Annotated in this window: 17 protein-coding genes and 1 tRNA gene; 13 read left to right on the forward strand and 5 right to left on the reverse strand. The window is 58.0% G+C overall.

Going from position 1 to position 16,041, the window contains the following annotated elements:
• Positions 1-232: 232 nt before the first annotated feature.
• From BM069_RS19005 to BM069_RS19015, 3 genes are all read right to left on the reverse strand, one after another.
• Positions 233-787 (reverse strand): NAD-dependent epimerase/dehydratase family protein, encoded by a 555-nt coding sequence (locus BM069_RS19005; protein ID WP_244503671.1) that lies wholly within the window; start codon positions 785-787, stop codon positions 233-235.
• 184 nt (positions 788-971) lie between these two features.
• Complete coding sequence (locus BM069_RS19010; RefSeq protein ID WP_093326072.1) at positions 972-1,868, reverse strand: hypothetical protein; 897 nt, start codon at positions 1,866-1,868, stop codon at positions 972-974.
• Positions 1,869-1,881: 13 nt separating this feature from the next.
• Entirely contained in the window at positions 1,882-3,105 is a 1,224-nt protein-coding gene (locus tag BM069_RS19015) for a hypothetical protein (protein ID WP_093326073.1), read from the reverse strand.
• Positions 3,106-3,263: 158 nt separating this feature from the next.
• On the opposite strand from BM069_RS19015, the gene BM069_RS19020 reads away from it, so the two are divergent.
• From BM069_RS19020 to BM069_RS19040, 5 genes are all read left to right on the forward strand, one after another.
• Positions 3,264-3,584, forward strand: a complete 321-nt coding sequence (locus BM069_RS19020) for a helix-turn-helix domain-containing protein (RefSeq protein WP_093326075.1) — start codon at positions 3,264-3,266, stop codon at positions 3,582-3,584.
• Complete coding sequence (locus BM069_RS19025; protein ID WP_093326077.1) at positions 3,581-4,501, forward strand: ImmA/IrrE family metallo-endopeptidase; 921 nt, start codon at positions 3,581-3,583, stop codon at positions 4,499-4,501. Before BM069_RS19020 ends, BM069_RS19025 begins: the two co-directional genes overlap by 4 nt.
• A gap of 397 nt (positions 4,502-4,898) precedes the next feature.
• Positions 4,899-5,399 carry a DUF2924 domain-containing protein gene (locus BM069_RS19030; RefSeq protein ID WP_093326078.1) on the forward strand — a complete coding sequence of 167 codons (501 nt, stop codon included), beginning with the start codon at positions 4,899-4,901 and terminating at the stop codon, positions 5,397-5,399.
• Positions 5,396-6,679 carry a recombinase family protein gene (locus BM069_RS19035; protein WP_342028879.1) on the forward strand — a complete coding sequence of 428 codons (1,284 nt, stop codon included), beginning with the start codon at positions 5,396-5,398 and terminating at the stop codon, positions 6,677-6,679. The genes BM069_RS19030 and BM069_RS19035 overlap by 4 nt, the downstream gene beginning before the upstream one ends.
• 40 nt (positions 6,680-6,719) lie before the next feature.
• A complete protein-coding gene (locus tag BM069_RS19040; protein ID WP_093326080.1) occupies positions 6,720-7,100 on the forward strand; it encodes a hypothetical protein in 381 nt (126 codons plus the stop codon).
• Positions 7,101-7,151: 51 nt separating this feature from the next.
• Here the strand turns inward: BM069_RS19040 and BM069_RS19045 are convergent, their stop codons facing one another.
• Together BM069_RS19045 and BM069_RS19050 are read right to left on the reverse strand one after the other, a co-directional pair.
• Entirely contained in the window at positions 7,152-7,760 is a 609-nt protein-coding gene (locus BM069_RS19045) for a hypothetical protein (protein ID WP_093326081.1), read from the reverse strand.
• 414 nt (positions 7,761-8,174) lie between these two features.
• Positions 8,175-8,264 (reverse strand) — tRNA-Ser (locus BM069_RS19050).
• A gap of 204 nt (positions 8,265-8,468) precedes the next feature.
• On the opposite strand from BM069_RS19050, the gene BM069_RS19055 reads away from it, so the two are divergent.
• The 8 genes from BM069_RS19055 (at position 8,469) to BM069_RS19090 (ending at position 15,667) form a co-directional block, all read left to right on the forward strand.
• Positions 8,469-9,359 (forward strand): SPOR domain-containing protein, encoded by an 891-nt coding sequence (locus BM069_RS19055; protein ID WP_093326083.1) that lies wholly within the window; start codon positions 8,469-8,471, stop codon positions 9,357-9,359.
• Between the two features lie 12 nt (positions 9,360-9,371).
• Complete coding sequence (locus BM069_RS19060) at positions 9,372-10,544, forward strand: D-alanyl-D-alanine carboxypeptidase family protein (RefSeq protein WP_093326084.1); 1,173 nt, start codon at positions 9,372-9,374, stop codon at positions 10,542-10,544.
• Entirely contained in the window at positions 10,541-11,179 is a 639-nt protein-coding gene (tmk, locus tag BM069_RS19065) for a dTMP kinase (protein WP_093326086.1), read from the forward strand. Before BM069_RS19060 ends, tmk begins: the two co-directional genes overlap by 4 nt.
• The gene (locus BM069_RS19070) at positions 11,176-12,324 is read left to right on the forward strand and encodes a DNA polymerase III subunit delta' (RefSeq protein WP_093326087.1); all 1,149 of its coding nucleotides are present in this window, start codon (positions 11,176-11,178) and stop codon (positions 12,322-12,324) included. The genes tmk and BM069_RS19070 overlap by 4 nt, the downstream gene beginning before the upstream one ends.
• A 20-nt stretch (positions 12,325-12,344) precedes the next feature.
• On the forward strand, positions 12,345-13,151 hold the full coding sequence (locus BM069_RS19075; protein WP_093326088.1) for a TatD family hydrolase: 807 nt from the start codon (positions 12,345-12,347) through the stop codon (positions 13,149-13,151).
• Positions 13,148-13,954 (forward strand): MBL fold metallo-hydrolase, encoded by an 807-nt coding sequence (locus tag BM069_RS19080; RefSeq protein WP_093326090.1) that lies wholly within the window; start codon positions 13,148-13,150, stop codon positions 13,952-13,954. The genes BM069_RS19075 and BM069_RS19080 overlap by 4 nt, the downstream gene beginning before the upstream one ends.
• A gap of 40 nt (positions 13,955-13,994) precedes the next feature.
• Positions 13,995-14,924 carry an AEC family transporter gene (locus BM069_RS19085; protein ID WP_093326091.1) on the forward strand — a complete coding sequence of 310 codons (930 nt, stop codon included), beginning with the start codon at positions 13,995-13,997 and terminating at the stop codon, positions 14,922-14,924.
• A gap of 77 nt (positions 14,925-15,001) precedes the next feature.
• Positions 15,002-15,667 carry a DsbA family oxidoreductase gene (locus BM069_RS19090; RefSeq protein WP_093326093.1) on the forward strand — a complete coding sequence of 222 codons (666 nt, stop codon included), beginning with the start codon at positions 15,002-15,004 and terminating at the stop codon, positions 15,665-15,667.
• Positions 15,668-16,041 lie beyond the last annotated feature (374 nt).

The raw sequence follows: 16,041 nt of genomic DNA on the forward strand, positions 1-16,041 counted from the left end.
GACCATTTCGAAAATGGTGCTATCGCCCCCGAAATCCAAGTACCTTGCGTATGCAGGGTTTTGGGTGAGCTTTTGGGGGTGGGCGCAAAGACTTTTTGAAGCCAAAGTGGCGGAGGGAATGGGTCTGGTGGCCAACCCTATCCACCCCCTAAGTTATTGTAATCATTGATGCAGGAATGAGTTTGCAAATCATCCGAGTCAAACGGCTCTGGGAACGAACACTGCCCCTCAGTCAATCTTGCGCATAGCCATTGGGATTGGTGGATTGCCAGTTCCAGGTGGTCCTGCACATGTCGGCAACGTCCAGGTTGGCTTTCCACCCGAGAAGGCGCTCGGCTTTGTCAACCGCCGCCAGGCTGCGCGCCACATCGCCATCGCGGCGCGGCCCAATCTTATAGGGCACCGCGCGCCCGGAGGCATGCTCAAACGCTTTCACCATCTCAAGCACCGTGGCGCCCTGGCCCGTGCCAACATTTATGGCCTCGCACCCCTTGGAGGTTCCAGAAAACTGAATAGCGGCCAAATGGGCCCGCGCCAGATCTTCGACATGGATGTAATCGCGCTCTCCAGTTCCATCTCGAGTCTTATAATCCGTGCCAAAAACATTCAGGTGCTTCAAACGCCCAACTGCGACCTGCGAGATGTACGGAACGAGATTGTTCGGAATGCCATTGGGATCTTCACCGATGCGGCCCGAAGCATCCGCTCCGACAGGATTGAAATACCGCAGCAATACCGCACTTGCTTCCTTCCACGAGGCAGCCCAATCGCGAATGATTAGCGCCATGTGAACCTCCTTGTGGTTTTTGCGAACACTTGCGGGACCACCATGACCGAGGGGCTGGGAGGCACCGTGGAGGCAACCGGGAGGCAAACTGGGAGGCAGCGAAGTTAGATGCCTTAAAATGAAAAAAGCCGCCCCGAAGGACGGCCTTTTCATCGAAACACGAGGGGCAGGATCAGGGATCGATTCAGCAGTTTCCGTTCTCGACCTTGACGAAACGCCATTTGTCGATGCCGCGGCCAAAAGCCTTTTTCAGGGTGTTAACCTGACCACCATAGCCAGCCTCTTCCAAAACAGTGGCAAGACGCAGAACTTGTGACTTTGACCAATAGGCCGAAAACAGAATTTCCAAGAACCGACGCTGCTTGTCCCCGCGGAAGGTGAGAGTTTCGCCCCGATACCAGACGATCCCGCAATCATCCGAATGATCGATCGGGAACCGATGCTGCGCCTCACCCGGGAAGACCCTTGCGCCAACGGCCTGCGGTGAGATGGCCAGCTTTCCAGATGCTTTGGCCACATCGGTCACGCTGATGACGATGTCCTTCTTACTCCCAGCAATAGGAAGGCGATCGCCCGGTGTGGACGTCAGGATGACGCGAACCTCGTCAGGCGGCCTGCGTTCCAGCAGAGCACCAACCTTTTTCCACACCGCAGGATCTGAAAGCCGTCGCGCAAACCAGACCGGCACGGAGGATTTCGCGCCCTTGAGCTGGATGGTGCCAATGTCCCAGGCGACACTGTCGATCAACGAGATCGGGCGCGCCGGGGCAGCGCGCTCGAAATCTACCAACATCTTCGCGAAGAGCAGCGGGTAATCAACTGCAAGAGCTGCGATCTCCTTGGCATCGACCGCAACCCACCGACCGATGCTGTTGTTGTATCCATACTGCCTGCGCTCGGCGCACCACTCTGCAGGGATGGGCTCGTCTTCATAGTCATCCATAGCGGTGACGACCGGGATATGTCCGGACGCGACCATCAACTTGGCCTCGAGCAACTGATCCGTCGCCCGAGGTGAACCTTGCCGCAGGACCGATGCCTGCACCTTGGCCGTGCGGGTTTCAACGACCTGCAGCAGCATATCGACCGCCCGCTTAGTCAATGAGGTCACCGATGTCGGAGCTGTCGGTCAGAATGCCCCAACGGCGCAGATACTTGTCGCCGATCAGGCGCTCATGCGGGGTCATGTCCTTCAAGTTGCAGCCATGTGGCATCGTCACCGTCAGCGTCAACGATTTGCCCCGCCCGCCGCTCGGGCCGGGCTGAAACTTGATTGTGAACCGCGCGCGCGTGACGATCCATTCAGGCGCTTCAGATGCAACGGACAGGACATGCCCCGAACTGCCAATGTCGAGCCCAATTCTCTCTTCTGCCATTTCCCACACCGTGCGGTCGGCACCCGACATGGATTCGAGGATGATCCGTTCGTTAGGCTGGCCAACCTCCATAAGACGCAATTCTTTCACGGTGACGTCCGCGATGCCGTCATCAACGTCAGTCGGGAAGTCAAAGGGCTTCAACAGCACCCCAAGATCGTATTCCCGCAGCGGTATATGCTTTTCTTCGAAGTCGATCCCAAGCAGGTCCCGCGCCATGTAGGCAGTGAGATCCCTCCGGTCTGCAACTGTATTGGCCACCACCTCTATGACGCCGGTATCCGCCTCGTAAGTCAGCGCAGCCTCAAAAACCGGCTTCACGATGCGGCGGGACAATGTGCTGTTCGCGTCGAACCCAAGCATGTCCTCCGGCCGCCCTTCGCGATAGACAGCGACCTGCACGAGATCGCATTCCTGATCATCGAGGATGACGCGGTGCCGGTCGAAAACATCGACATGAACATGCGGCGTGTCGAAACGCTCGCGGATTGCCTTTGTGAAGTCAGCTACCGATACAGCATCCCGGCGGACCACACGGTCCTTTTCTACTTCAAAGCCACTCCATGATCGGCCACGGCGCCGTTCATCATTGTAGCGGACCTCTTCAGCCTTACGAAACTGGTCTGGTTCATTCAAAAACACCCACAGCGAACGATTATTAGCCCCCTCCAGCGTGTCGAACACCTGCCGGTTGATGACGACATTCTGCAGCGCATTCTGGCCCGGTTCGTCCGCGAGAGCAGCGACCTGACTGGCATTCATGACAACGCGTTGTTTTTCACGGTCGTCCATGTCGTCGACAGCTTTGATCAGCGGCTCGACGAGCTCCGCCTCGGGCTTGGTCCAATCGACCGGTGGAAGGGATGTGAACCCGGAGCCGGTAAAATAGTCATGCAACCGTGTGACGGGGGTCTTGCGAAGGAAGGAGGCGATAGCAGTCATAGGAGCCCTTTCTGGCCAGGAGGAGGAGGGAATCGGCGCAAAGCGATACGATAACGTTCGATCTACACCGAACAAACCGCCTCGTCTACTTGCGCGGCACGATTTTGTTCGGCATACCGAACAAGCTTCCTGCAACGAAGGAAAACAAGGATGATACGATGACCACGTCCCTCGGCGCCAAGATCAAGCGCCACCGCCAGGAGAAGGGATACTCCCTCGACAAGCTCGCGGAATTGACCGACTCGAGCAAGAGCTACATTTGGGAATTGGAAAACCGCGATGCACGAAAACCGTCGGGCGAAAAATTGACCCGAATTGCTCGGGCCCTCGAGGTCACAACCGATTATCTGCTAGATGAAAGTGAGGAGCCCGGAGACGCAGTACTGAAGGAGGCCTTCTTCCGCAAATTCAGCAAGCTCGACCCGGATGACCAAGCGAAAATCAATCAGATGATTGATGCGTGGGGAAAGAAGGATTGAGTCTGCCCACGACGCCACAGGGTTGGGCAATTCGCCTAACCCAAATCCTGTCGCTGCATCAGGCAGCCCATGGGCTACCGCGGTTTCCAATCGATGTGGCAGCGCTGGCGCAGGATGTCTCTCGACAGGTATTTCCAGATGCACCGATAACTATGGTCGGCGGCCTGGACCTCTCCAAGGGCGTCGAAGGCATGCTCATGCCGAACCCTGATGGTTCCGGCGAGTGGGGCATCATTTACAACGACACAATCCATTCGGCAGGACGGCGGAATTTCACGTTGGCCCATGAGCTGGGCCACTACCTGCTGCACCGGCAGACCAATCCAAACGGCCTCAAATGCACCAACCGCAATATGGCTGATTGGGATGAGGTCCGGAACGGTATCGAGGCGGAGGCCAATACCTTCGCCTCCTACCTTTTGATGCCGCTGGATGATTTTCGTGAGCAGATCAAAGGCCGGGCCATTGATATCGATCTGATGACTGATTTGGCCGACCGCTACGCCGTGTCACTGACGGCAGCGATCCTGAAATGGATGACCATCACCGACAAGCGGGCGATGATCGTGGTTGGCAAAGAAGGCTTCATCGACTGGGCATGGTCCAGCGAGCCGTTGCTGAAATCCGGTATCTTTTACCGGGCACGCCAAACAGTAACTGAACTGCCAGCCGCCTCCTTGGCCGCGCAGGACGTGGACTGGGATACTGGTCGCCATGGTCACCTCCAACCCGCAGGTGTCTGGTTGGGGTCTGAGCCCGTCCATGAAATGACGGTGTTCTCCCCCAGCAACGACCAAATGACGATCTCGCTGCTGCTATATCCTGACCGCGCACCATCCCGCTGGGAGATGGCCGAGCTGGAAGAAGAGCAGACCGTCGATACGTTCGACAAATTCATGGATGGTCGCACGGGGTGATTCGGCCCAGCAATGACGATCAGCGTTCCGCGTACTCGCATATTCACTACGCAGAAATACGTGGCTCTACGCGCACGTCGACCCTGTCCGTAAAATATTGATTTACTTGTATTTTTGATGTTTTGAGATACCTTTTGGGCATCATCTCAATCGCGAAAAGTCGCCATGCCCAAAAACACATCAGGCCCGATTTCGGGTCCCAATCCCCTATGTCCTGAGCGCATGTCAGCGGACGCGCGCCTCGAAGAAATTGGCCGCATCCTCGCTGCAGCTGTGGTTCGGCTTACCGCCGAACAGTCCAGCGATTTATCTTCTGAGAACGGAGACAGTTTCGTGGACTTCTCGCCCCGAAAGAGCGGTGGTCGTCGTGCAAAACGTATCCGCATCGGAGGAATTGATGAAACATCACAATAAGATAACCCCAGCATTACCAGGAAGCGATCCAAACCTGGACCAGACGGTGCTGTCGCGCCTGGCCGCCCTGAAGGCGATGTCGGTCAAGGAACTCAAAACTGAATGGGAAAAACTCATCGGCACCTCGGCGCCGAACAACAGCCGGGCATTCCTTGAACTTCGGATCGCATATCGGATCCAGGAGCTGACCTACGGCGGCCCCGATAGGGAAACACGCCGCATGCTGGATCTGCTGGCTGATGAGGTCGAGGGACATGCGCGGCGCAAGCACCGGATCGCGGATCCCCGAAATCCCGTCACAGGCACCAAACTCATCCGCGAATGGGACGGCGCCGAGCATACGGTCACAGTGCTGAAGGACGGCTTCGACTGGCAGGGCAGCAAATACAAATCACTCTCGGCGGTGGCCCGCGCCATCACCGGAACGCGCTGGAATGGCTATCGCTTTTTCGGGCTGCGTGAACGCAAGCAGGAGGAAGCATGATGGACATTAACGCCCGCCCAAACCGTCGCCTGCGCTGCGCGATCTACACCCGTAAGTCGACGGAAGAAGGGCTCGACATGGAGTTCAATACCCTCGACGCCCAGCGAGAGGCCTGCGAGGCCTATATCGCCAGTCAGAAGTCCGAGGGATGGGTGGCCACCCGCGACCGCTATGACGATGGTGGGTTTTCTGGCGGCAACCTTGAACGCCCCGGCCTGAAGCAATTGCTAGCCGACATCGACGATGGTCTGATCGATGTCGTGGTCGTTTACAAAATCGACCGGCTGTCGCGCTCGCTGATGGATTTCTCCAAGCTGGTCGAGGTTTTCGACCGCAATGGCGTCACCTTCGTGTCGGTCACGCAGTCGTTCAACACCACAACCTCGATGGGGCGGCTCACACTGAACATCCTGCTCAGCTTCGCCCAGTTCGAACGTGAGGTCATCGGTGAGCGCATCCGCGATAAGGTGGCAGCATCGCGCAAGCGCGGGATCTGGATGGGGGGCTATGTGCCGCTCGGCTACGAAGTGCAGGATCGCAAGCTGCTGGTGAACGACGCCGAGGCCGCATCGGTCCGACGCATCTTTGAACGGTTTGTCGAACTTGGCTCCGCCCCGGTATTGGCCCGCGAACTTCGCCGCGACGGCTTCCGCAACAAGCAGGGAACGCTGATCGACAAAGGCTACCTCTACCGGCTCCTGAACAACCGTGTTTATCGCGGTGAGGCCGTCCACAAGGGCCAAGCCTATCCCGGCGAGCATGACGCCATCATCAACGAGGCGCTTTGGGATCAAGTCCACGCAATCCTCAAGGAAAGTCCGCGCAAACGGGCCAACAACAGCAGATTACGGACACCCGCACTCCTGAAAGGGCTGATCTTCAGCGACACCGGCGCTGCCATGACGCCCACCAGCACGAAGAAAGGCGCGAAGCTTTATCGCTACTATGTGTCGATGGACGTGATCCGGAACCGCGAGACCGGCGAAGAGACCGCCCCGATGCGGCTGGCGGCAGGAATGGTCGAGGATGCGGTCGTGAGCGAGGTTCGGCGCATTCTACAGACGCCGGAGGTGGTATCGCAGGTGCTCGTGGCCTTGAAAAAGGCACAGGGCGCAGTTTCGGAAGCCGACGCCATCGCAGACCTTCACGAGTTCAAGGCACTCTGGTCGCAACTCTTCCCAGCAGAGCAGGCCCGCACCTCCAGCTTCTGGTGCGGCGCGTTACCGTCACCGCCGCGGGGCTTGAGGTCGATATCAGGCGCGAAGGGATCGCAGGCGTGATCCGCGAAATGGCCACACCGCGCCAGATGGAGGCGGCGGAATGACCAAGCCTAATGACACGATCCGCGTGCTGATCCCGTTGAAGGTGCGCAAGAAGAACGGTCGGCCGAAAATCCTGCCGCCCGCCAACTATCTGCCGAGCGAGGACCAGACGCAGGATCCACATGTCCTGCGCGCTATCGGCCGCGCATGGGGATGGCGGCGGCGCATGGATGCCGGTGAGTTCGCCACTATCCAGGAACTGGCCGAGGCTGTTGGTTTGGCGGAACGGCACGTCAGCCGCCAGTTGCGGTTGGCCTATCTGGCACCCGAGGTTCTGAAGCGGTTGACCTGTGGGCGGGCGGCCTCGGCGGTCAGCTTGTACGATCTGTGTTTTCTCGCTGGAGAGGCTTGGGGTGAGCAAGTCGAGCGGGCGTTCTAGGGCATTAGGTCAGCCGTGACCCGAACGATATTGGCGGCTCCGAGACAACAATCAGTCTTGGGCCGGCCGCATCCAGTCTGGTAGCTGACCATTATCCAAAGTTTGGATTACAGCACTCCAAAATGATATCGCGTTTTCACAGATAGGGTCGAAGAATTGACCAACACCGCCATTTGAAACAACTGTACCTTCGTAAACAGTTTCATACCCGACGATTTCATCGTCATCGATGACAGTGCGTACGTTTAACGGACGACCGCCCGGTAGATCTGTTCTCGGAGGCTGGACATTGATGCCGACAAAATCTTGATGATGCGTGATGCGGCCGTCACCAAGCTCGTCAACTTCGATTTTCAACACATTCAGGTTGTCTAAAGTATGGTGTTTCGTCGTGTCGGCAATCTTGTGTAAAAGCTTTACCGAGACATTTGCATTTCTAGCATTGCCCAAGAAGTTGCGGCGATCACCCATCGCCAGACCAAGTTGCATTCCATGGCGATACGTCCAATCTCCCAAATGGTGGAGCGTTACGGCGACGTTGAGCGCGTGATCAGCCCGATCTTGCTGTGCATCCGCATTTTTGAAACGCTTCAATTCGCGGCGAGCCTTAGCCAAGAAATCAGGAGCGCTTTCATAACCACCTAAGCGGATACTTGGCATAGGTTTCTTCTCCACTTTGGCTCAAATGAATGCACCTGACATTTATTTTATGACAAGCTTAGCAAGGTCAATCTATAGTGCCTGCCGCCAATAGTCACCTCTCGGTTGGCTCGCTTCTTTACGCACCAGCCCGCACTACCACGCCGCCTTCGGGTGTCTCTGTCCGCTTTGGTAGCGGTCTGACGTGCCTCAACTACGGCGCAATCCATTTTCAGCAAGTTATTGAAAAGGCGAACAGTTTTGAATGCGTCTCGATTTGGGTGAAGGGCGGATGGAAAGAGACGCGGGGCGTTCGGAGACCGATTTCGGACCAGCGGCCAGTCTCCGAAAGTCGGATGGCTTCGCTAAACCCCTTTGAACCAAAAAGAAAAAAGGCCCACGCTGGGGCCTCGTCTCGGGTTTGCGATTGGTTTGTGGCGGAGGAGGTGGGATTCGAACCCACGGAGGGCGTTAACCCTCGTCGGTTTTCAAGACCGGTGCATTCAACCACTCTGCCACTCCTCCGACGAGACATCCCTAATCGCGTCACAAATCCGACGCAACCCGTTTTCCCTCAAAAATCCGCTCACACTGATACGCGCACTTTCCATAAACTGCGCATACGGCTAAACTTCGCGCAAACGTCCGCTGACAGCACCGCATCTGCGGCACCAACTGCGGCTAAAACGAAAAACTGAGCAGAATGCGATTGCAGGCGAGAGGCACTTCATGGCGCACCATAAACAAAAGACCAACGCACGTAGCGCGTTGACATCAGGCACGGCGGCGCTGGCGCTCGCCCTGACCTTGACCGCCTGCGCTGAAGGCGAGGGAATTTCGTTCGGCAACGGCACGTCTACCGACACTGCCGCCTCTGCCGCGAACACCAACAGCACAACCAAACTGGTCGAGCGCGATGTTGAAGCACCTGAGGTGTTTTCGGTCTCCGAGGCCGGCCTCTGGGACGGTCGCCCTTCTTTGGGCGGCGTCTGGGCTGCGCACCCTGATGTCGGAGATCCGGAACGGGTGATCATCCGCAATCAATCCAACGGCAAGTTTGTCATCGGCGCCCTTTTCCGCCGCGAACGCGAAATTCCCGGTCCGCGAATCCAGATTTCGTCTGACGCGGCAGAGGCACTTGGTATGCTCGCGGGCCAACCCGTGGAACTTAATGTGACTGCCTTGCGTCGCGAAGAAGTCGCGCCGGATCCAGATCCAAGTGACGCCGACGCGGTTGCTGATGTGGCCGAAGTGGAAGAAGCCCCTCTGGAACCCATCGCCGCCGCGACAGCAGCCATCGCCGCTGCTGAGGCAAGTGATACTCCGGCTCCTGCCGCGCCCCCTGCGGCGCAATCCGAAGTTGCCCCTACGCCCGCCACGTCTTCGCTTGCCAAGCCATATGTTCAGATCGGAATCTTCTCGGTCGAGGCCAACGCCAAGAACGCCGCCAAACAAATGGAAACGGCCGGTCTTTCCCCGTTGATCAAGAAAACCACATCTGGCTCGAAAACCTTCTGGAGAGTCATTGTCGGCCCCGCCACCAGCAAATCCGGCCTCAAGTCCATGACCAAGAAAGTCCACGGCACCGGCTTTACCGACGCCTATGCTGTGACCAACTAACGGAGAGTGCTTATGCGCCTGCCCTTGCCCCACCTGTTTGCTCTTGGCCTGACTTTTCTTCTCTCTGTCACACAAGCGCACGCGTTTGAAACCAGCGCCAAGGCGGCATTTGTGATGGACCAGACCACCGGCACCGTGCTGCTGGCGAAAAATGCCGACGAAGCGATCCCACCGGCGTCGATGTCCAAGCTGATGACCTTGTTTATGGCATTTGAGGCCGTACGCGATGGCCGTCTGACAATGCAGGAAAAACTGCCTGTTTCTGAATTCGCCATGAGCTATGGCGGATCCACCATGTTTCTGGACACCACAGACCGCGTCACTGTCGCTGACCTGCTGCGTGGCATCATCGTGCTGTCCGGCAACGATGCCTGCGCGGTGATTGCCGAAACCCTGAGCCCCGACGGCACCGAGGCGGGGTTCGCGCGGTTGATGACACGCCGCGCACGACAGCTCGGCATGACCAACTCGACGTTCGCAAATTCCAACGGCTGGCCGATGCCCGGCCACCGCATGTCGATGCGGGATCTTGCCCTTCTAGCGAACCATCTGATCACTGACTTTCCCGAGTTCTATCCGATGTTTTCGGAAACCGAGTTTGCCTTTGACGGTCGCGCGCCTTCCAATACCCGCAACCGCAACCCCTTGCTCCGTCTGGACATCGGTGCGGACGGTCTCAAAACCGGCCACACATCCGAAGCTGGCTATGGCTTGGTCGGCTCTGCCAAGCAAGGCAATCGCCGTGTGATCTTTGCTATAAGTGGTTTGGGCAGTGAACGCGAACGCGCCGAGGTCTCGGAACAAATTGTAAGTTGGGCGTTCCGCCAATTCTCGGAAACCGCTATTGCCCGCCAAGGACAACGCGTTGCCGAAGCAGACGTTTGGATGGGCAAAGACCAGCGTGTTGGTCTGGTGCCAGCCGGCGACATCAACATCCTTTTGCCAGTGCTCGCCCGAGGCAAAGTTGAAGGCGAGGTGATCTACAACGGCCCAATTCAGGCCCCGATCGCCAAGGGAACGCAGATCGCCGAACTTTTACTAAAGCCGGAAGACCTGCCGGAAATGCGCTTCCCGCTGGTGGCAGAAGCCGATGTCGCTGAAGGCGGCTTTGGGGTCCGCATCAGCACCGCAATGAGCACCCTTTTCACCCAGTTTTCCGCCTCTGAAAGCGTGGCAACCCAGTGACTTCAAATTCTGTGACCGGCGGTCGTTTCATCACGTTTGAGGGCATCGACGGCTCTGGCAAATCGACACAGGCACGCATGCTTGCCGATCATCTGATGGCAGAAGGCTATGAGGTTGTGTTGACCCGCGAACCTGGAGGGTCAAAGGGCGCCGAGGAAATTCGCGCATTGGTCCTTGAGGGCGAGCCCGATCGCTGGTCGGCTGAAACAGAGATCTTGCTCTTTACGGCGGCGCGGCGGGATCACCTTGAGCGCACCATCCTACCAGCTTTGGCAGCGGGCAAAGTGGTGATCTGTGACCGTTTTGCGGACAGCACCCGAATGTATCAGGGCTTGTCGCGTGGCGACCTGCGAGGGGTTGTGGACCAGCTGCACGAACTGATGATCGGGCGTGAACCGGACCTGACCATTCTGATTGATATGGACCCCACCGAGGGGCTGACCCGCGCTAAATCCCGCCAGACGGCCGAGGAGCGTTTCGAAGATTTCGGACAGGCGCTACAGGACCAAATGCGCGCGGGCTTTCTGGCGCTTGCCAACGAGTATTCGGACCGCTTTCAAGTAATCGACGGCAAAGGTACGCTGGAAGAAGTTGCCCAGCGCGTCACCTCAACAGTCAAGGCACATCTGTCGTGAGCGAGGATGTCACGCCAGAACCGGATCGCGTTCCTGGTGCGCCGCACCCTCGCGAAACCCTTCAGATTTTTGGGCAAACCCAAGCCGAAGAGAGCTTTCTCACCGCTGTGAACTCCGGTCGTTTGCACCACGGTTGGTTGCTGACCGGTCCACAAGGTGTGGGCAAGGCAACAATGGCTTGGCGCATCGCGCGATTTCTACTGACTATGCCCCCCGAGGATGATGGCGGCCTGTTTGGCGAACCGCAGCCCTACTCGTCGCTGTCAGTCGACCCCGACCACCCCGTCTGCCATCGCATTCATGCTCTCTCTGAACCCGGCCTGTTCCTACTGCGCCGCGGCTTTGCCGGCAGCACCGACAGTGCGCGCGAAAAATCCCGTCAGGACGGCAAATTCGCCGCTGACATCCGCGTCAACGAAGTCCGCGAGATGGCGTCATTTCTGCACATGTCTGCCGCTGACGGCGGCCGCCGTGTCGTCATCGTAGACAGTGCGGACGAAATGAACGTCAACGCCGCCAACGCCCTTCTGAAAATGCTCGAAGAACCGCCCGAGCGCACCACATTGATGTTGATCTCGCACCAACCCAGCCGACTGTTGCCAACGATCCGGTCTCGCTGTCGGGAACTCCGCTTCTCGCCCCTGTCACCAGACGATATGCACGCCGCAATGGCACAAGCAGGCCATGCAGCCGATGATACGCCTGCTCTGGCAGAACTCTCCGCGGGTTCAGTGGGCGAAGCCATGCGAGTCACCCAGCTTGGCGGCCTCGCCATCTATCAGGAGCTCGCTGCGCTCTTTGCATCAATGCCGCAGTTTGACCGGCAACGCGCGCTCAAACTCGCAGACGCCGCAGCGGCACGTGGTGCCGATCAACAATTCGACTTGCTGCTCACGCTTCTGGATGTCTTTGTCTCCCGCATCGCCCGCACAGGCGCTTTGGGCCAGCCGCCGACTTCCGAGATTGTTCCAGGGGAAGCCGACCTCCTGATGCGACTTGCCCCGAACGCCCACAAAGCGCGCGCCTGGGCGGATCTTGCACAGGAAATCACAGACCGCACACGACATGGTAAGGCGGTCAACCTTGACCCTGCCGCCTTGGTGCTTGATACGGTTTTCAAGATTCAGAAAACCGCCAGCGCCTGAAAGGCGCACTGAGGGCCTCTATGACCGACTACCCGCAGATTACCGACAGCCATTGTCACCTCGACTTCCCCGACTTTGACGGCCAGCTTGACGACTTCATCGCCCGCGCCGCGGACGTCGGCGTCACCCGCATGGTCACGATCTGCACGCGTCTGAAAAACGAACCCACCGTGCGCGCCATAGCCGAGGCTTATGATCCGGTGTTCTACGCCGCCGGCACCCATCCGATGAGCGCGGCTGAAGAACCACTCGCGACTGTGGACCAACTGGTCGCATTGGCGCAGCACCCCAAATTTGTCGGCATTGGCGAAACCGGACTGGACTACCACTACACCGCCGAAAGCAAAAACATCCAACAGACCTCGCTGCGCATCCATTGTGAAGCAGCCCGCGAAACCGGCCTGCCGCTGATCATTCACAGCCGCGATGCCGACGAAGACATGACCGCGATCCTGACGGACGAGTTCAACAAGGGCGCATATTCCTGCGTCATGCACTGTTACAGCTCGGGTCCCGAACTGGCGCGCAAGATGCTTGATCTAGGTTTTTATCTCTCAATGTCCGGCATCGCCGCCTTCCCGCGCAGCCAAGAAGTCCGCGACATCTTTGCCGCCGCGCCGGTGGATCGCGTGCTTGTGGAAACCGACGCGCCTTACCTCGCCCCCCCGCCCTATCGCGGCAAACGCAATGAGCCTTCCTATGTCGAAAAAACCGCCCGCGTGGGCGCCGAAGTCTTTGGCATGGATTATGTCGATTTCGCCGCGCAAACGCAGGCCAACTTTGACCGGCTGTTTACCAAAGCCCAACTGAAGGCAGCCGCCGCATGAGCGCAAAGCTGACCTTCACGATCCTTGGCTGCGGCAGCTCCGGCGGCGTTCCCCGACTTGGCGGCCATTGGGGTGACTGCGACCCCGAAAACCCGAAAAACCGCCGCCGCCGCTGCTCGATGCTGATCGAGCGCACCACCGACGATGGCACCACAACCGTTCTTGTGGACACCTCGCCAGACATGCGCGACCAGCTTTTAGGCGAAGGCACAGGACGGCTCGACGCGGTGGTCTACACCCACAACCACGCCGACCACATCCACGGCATTGACGACTTGCGAATGATCGTTTTCAACATGCGCGCCCGCATTCCGGTCTGGGCGGATGGGCCGACGCAAAACGATCTGATGAGCCGCTTCGGCTATGCCTTTGTGCAACCCAAAGACAGCCCATACCCGCCGATACTCGAGATGCTGACCATTGACGAGACACGCGATTTTGTGATCTCCGGTCCAGGCGGCGACATTTGCTTCACACCGATCAAAGTGGATCACGGCAGCATCGACGCATTGGCGTTCCGCGTGAACGACGTGGTCTATATGCCCGATGTGGTCGACATCTACGACGACGCTTGGCCCAAGCTGGCCGGCATGAAGTGTTTCATCGTCGACGCCCTGCGCCGCTCGCCACATCCAACCCACGCACATTTGGACAAAACACTGGACTGGATCGACCGCCTCAAACCTGAGCGCGCGGTTTTGACCAACATGCACATCGATCTGGACTACGAAACGCTTGAGGCCGAAACGCCCGAGCATATCACGCCCGCCTTTGACGGGATGAAAATCACCTACGACCTCTGAGCCTCACCAATTCGCAGCCAGAGGTGCGAAAGCGCGACAAATGCAAACGCTGATCTCTGTGATTCTGCCGGTCTTTATTATCATCGGCTTTGGCTATTTCGCCTCTTGGCGGGGCTGGTTCACACAATCCAACGTCGATGGATTGATGCGCTACGCGACCAACTTCGCGGTGCCTGTCCTGCTCTTCCGCGCCATCAGTAACCTCGACCTCGCGGCGGAATACAACATTGGCCTCTTGGGCAGTTACTACGCCGCCGCCTTTCTGTGTTTCCTCACCGGTATGCTCGGCGCGAAATACCTCTTTGGCCGCGATTGGGAAGACGCCACCGCAATCGGATTTGTCTGCCTTTTCTCCAACTCGCTCCTGCTGGGCCTCGCCATCATGGAGCGCGCCTATGGCGCCGACAGCCTCACCGGCAACTACGCTATCATTTCGATCCACGCGCCTTTCTGTTATGGGCTTGGCATCGCCGTCATGGAAGTCATGCGCGCCCGCCACACCTCCAAAGCCAAGATCGTGCCCACTGTTCTCAAAGCGATGTTTTCCAACGCTCTGATCCTCGGGATCGGATTGGGGTTTATCGTCAATCTCGGCAATGTCCCGGTGCCCGGCTATGTGACGCACGCAGTCAATCTTTTGGCCTCCTCCGCCCTGCCCGCAGCGCTTTTTGGCATGGGCGGCGTACTCTACCGCTACCGCCCCGAAGGCGACATGCGCACAATCCTGTTTTGCTGTGCGGTCTCACTTGGCCTACATCCTGCGCTTGTCTTCGCGTTTGGCTCATGGTCTGCAATTTCCGTCGACAATATGCGCTCTGCCATTGTCACCGCATCTATGGCACCTGGGATCAACGCCTATCTTTTTGCAAATATGTATGGCCGCGCAATGCGCGTCGCAGCCTCCACCGTGCTGATTGGCACCGCGCTTTCGGTGGCCACGGTCTGGTTGTGGCTGGGCGCATTGCCCTAAGTAACCTCGCGGCACCGTGACTTGCACCGCCACGCACAGCGCCCCATCTTGAGGCCGCAAACACAGGAGCCCGCACCATGACCACTGAGCCCATCCGCGTTGATATTGTCTCTGATGTTGTCTGTCCGTGGTGCATCATCGGCTACCGCCAACTTCTCAAAGCGTCAGAGGCAACCGGCATCGCAGTCGAAACCTATTGGCACCCATTTGAGCTAAACCCCGACATGGTGTCTGAGGGTGAAAACATCCGCGAGCATATTATGCGCAAATACGGCTCAACCGCGGACCAATCCGCGCAGGCTCGCAAGCGCCTTTCGGATTTGGGCGAGGAACTCGACTTTGCATTCAACTGGTCGGACGACAGCCGCATCTACAACACGTTCGCAGCGCACCAATTGATCCATTGGGCTGGTGAATCCGGCAAGGCACAAGACCTCAAACTCGCGCTGTTTGACGCATATTTTTCGCAAGGCCGCGATGTGAGCGATGTTGACGTTCTGATCGACGTCGCCGGAGCACTTGATCTGAACCCAGGAGAAGCCCGCGCGGTTCTGGCTGACGGCCGCTATGCCGACACCGTACGCGAAAAGGAAACTTTCTGGACGTCGCGTGGCGTCTCTGGAGTGCCGACAATGATTTTTGATGCACAACAGGCCACTTCCGGGGCGCAGGGAGTGGATGTATTTTCCAAGGTTTTGCAACACATGGCCCAACAACCCCGCAAAGTTCCGGCTGAAAGGTAAATCCCTCGAGCAACCTACGCTTTCCAGCAAGCTGCCCTTTCCGGCAGACCTTTCAAGTTGCGCGACCTGACAGCGCCTAAAGCCAGAGACAACACCGCGCCCTTTGTCATTGTGACGACCTAGCGGGCGGCACGTTGCATGTCGCCCAAGGAAGTGCGCCAATTACTTCCCTCTGAGACGTGGCCACTTCAGCCTCATCGTCACGGGCCTTCGGGCATGTCCTACGCAAAAACTGAATTACGAATCCCGTCAAGCCAGAGTTGGCGGAATAAATTTGCGCGGGCTGGTGTGCGCCTCCCTCTCACTCCTCATCAATTCAAAGATCCCCAACCGACGAATTCTCAAAATAATTCAGTATCTAAACAAGTATGAGC

Source organism: Shimia haliotis (genome assembly GCF_900114415.1).
Taxonomy (GTDB): domain Bacteria; phylum Pseudomonadota; class Alphaproteobacteria; order Rhodobacterales; family Rhodobacteraceae; genus Shimia; species Shimia haliotis.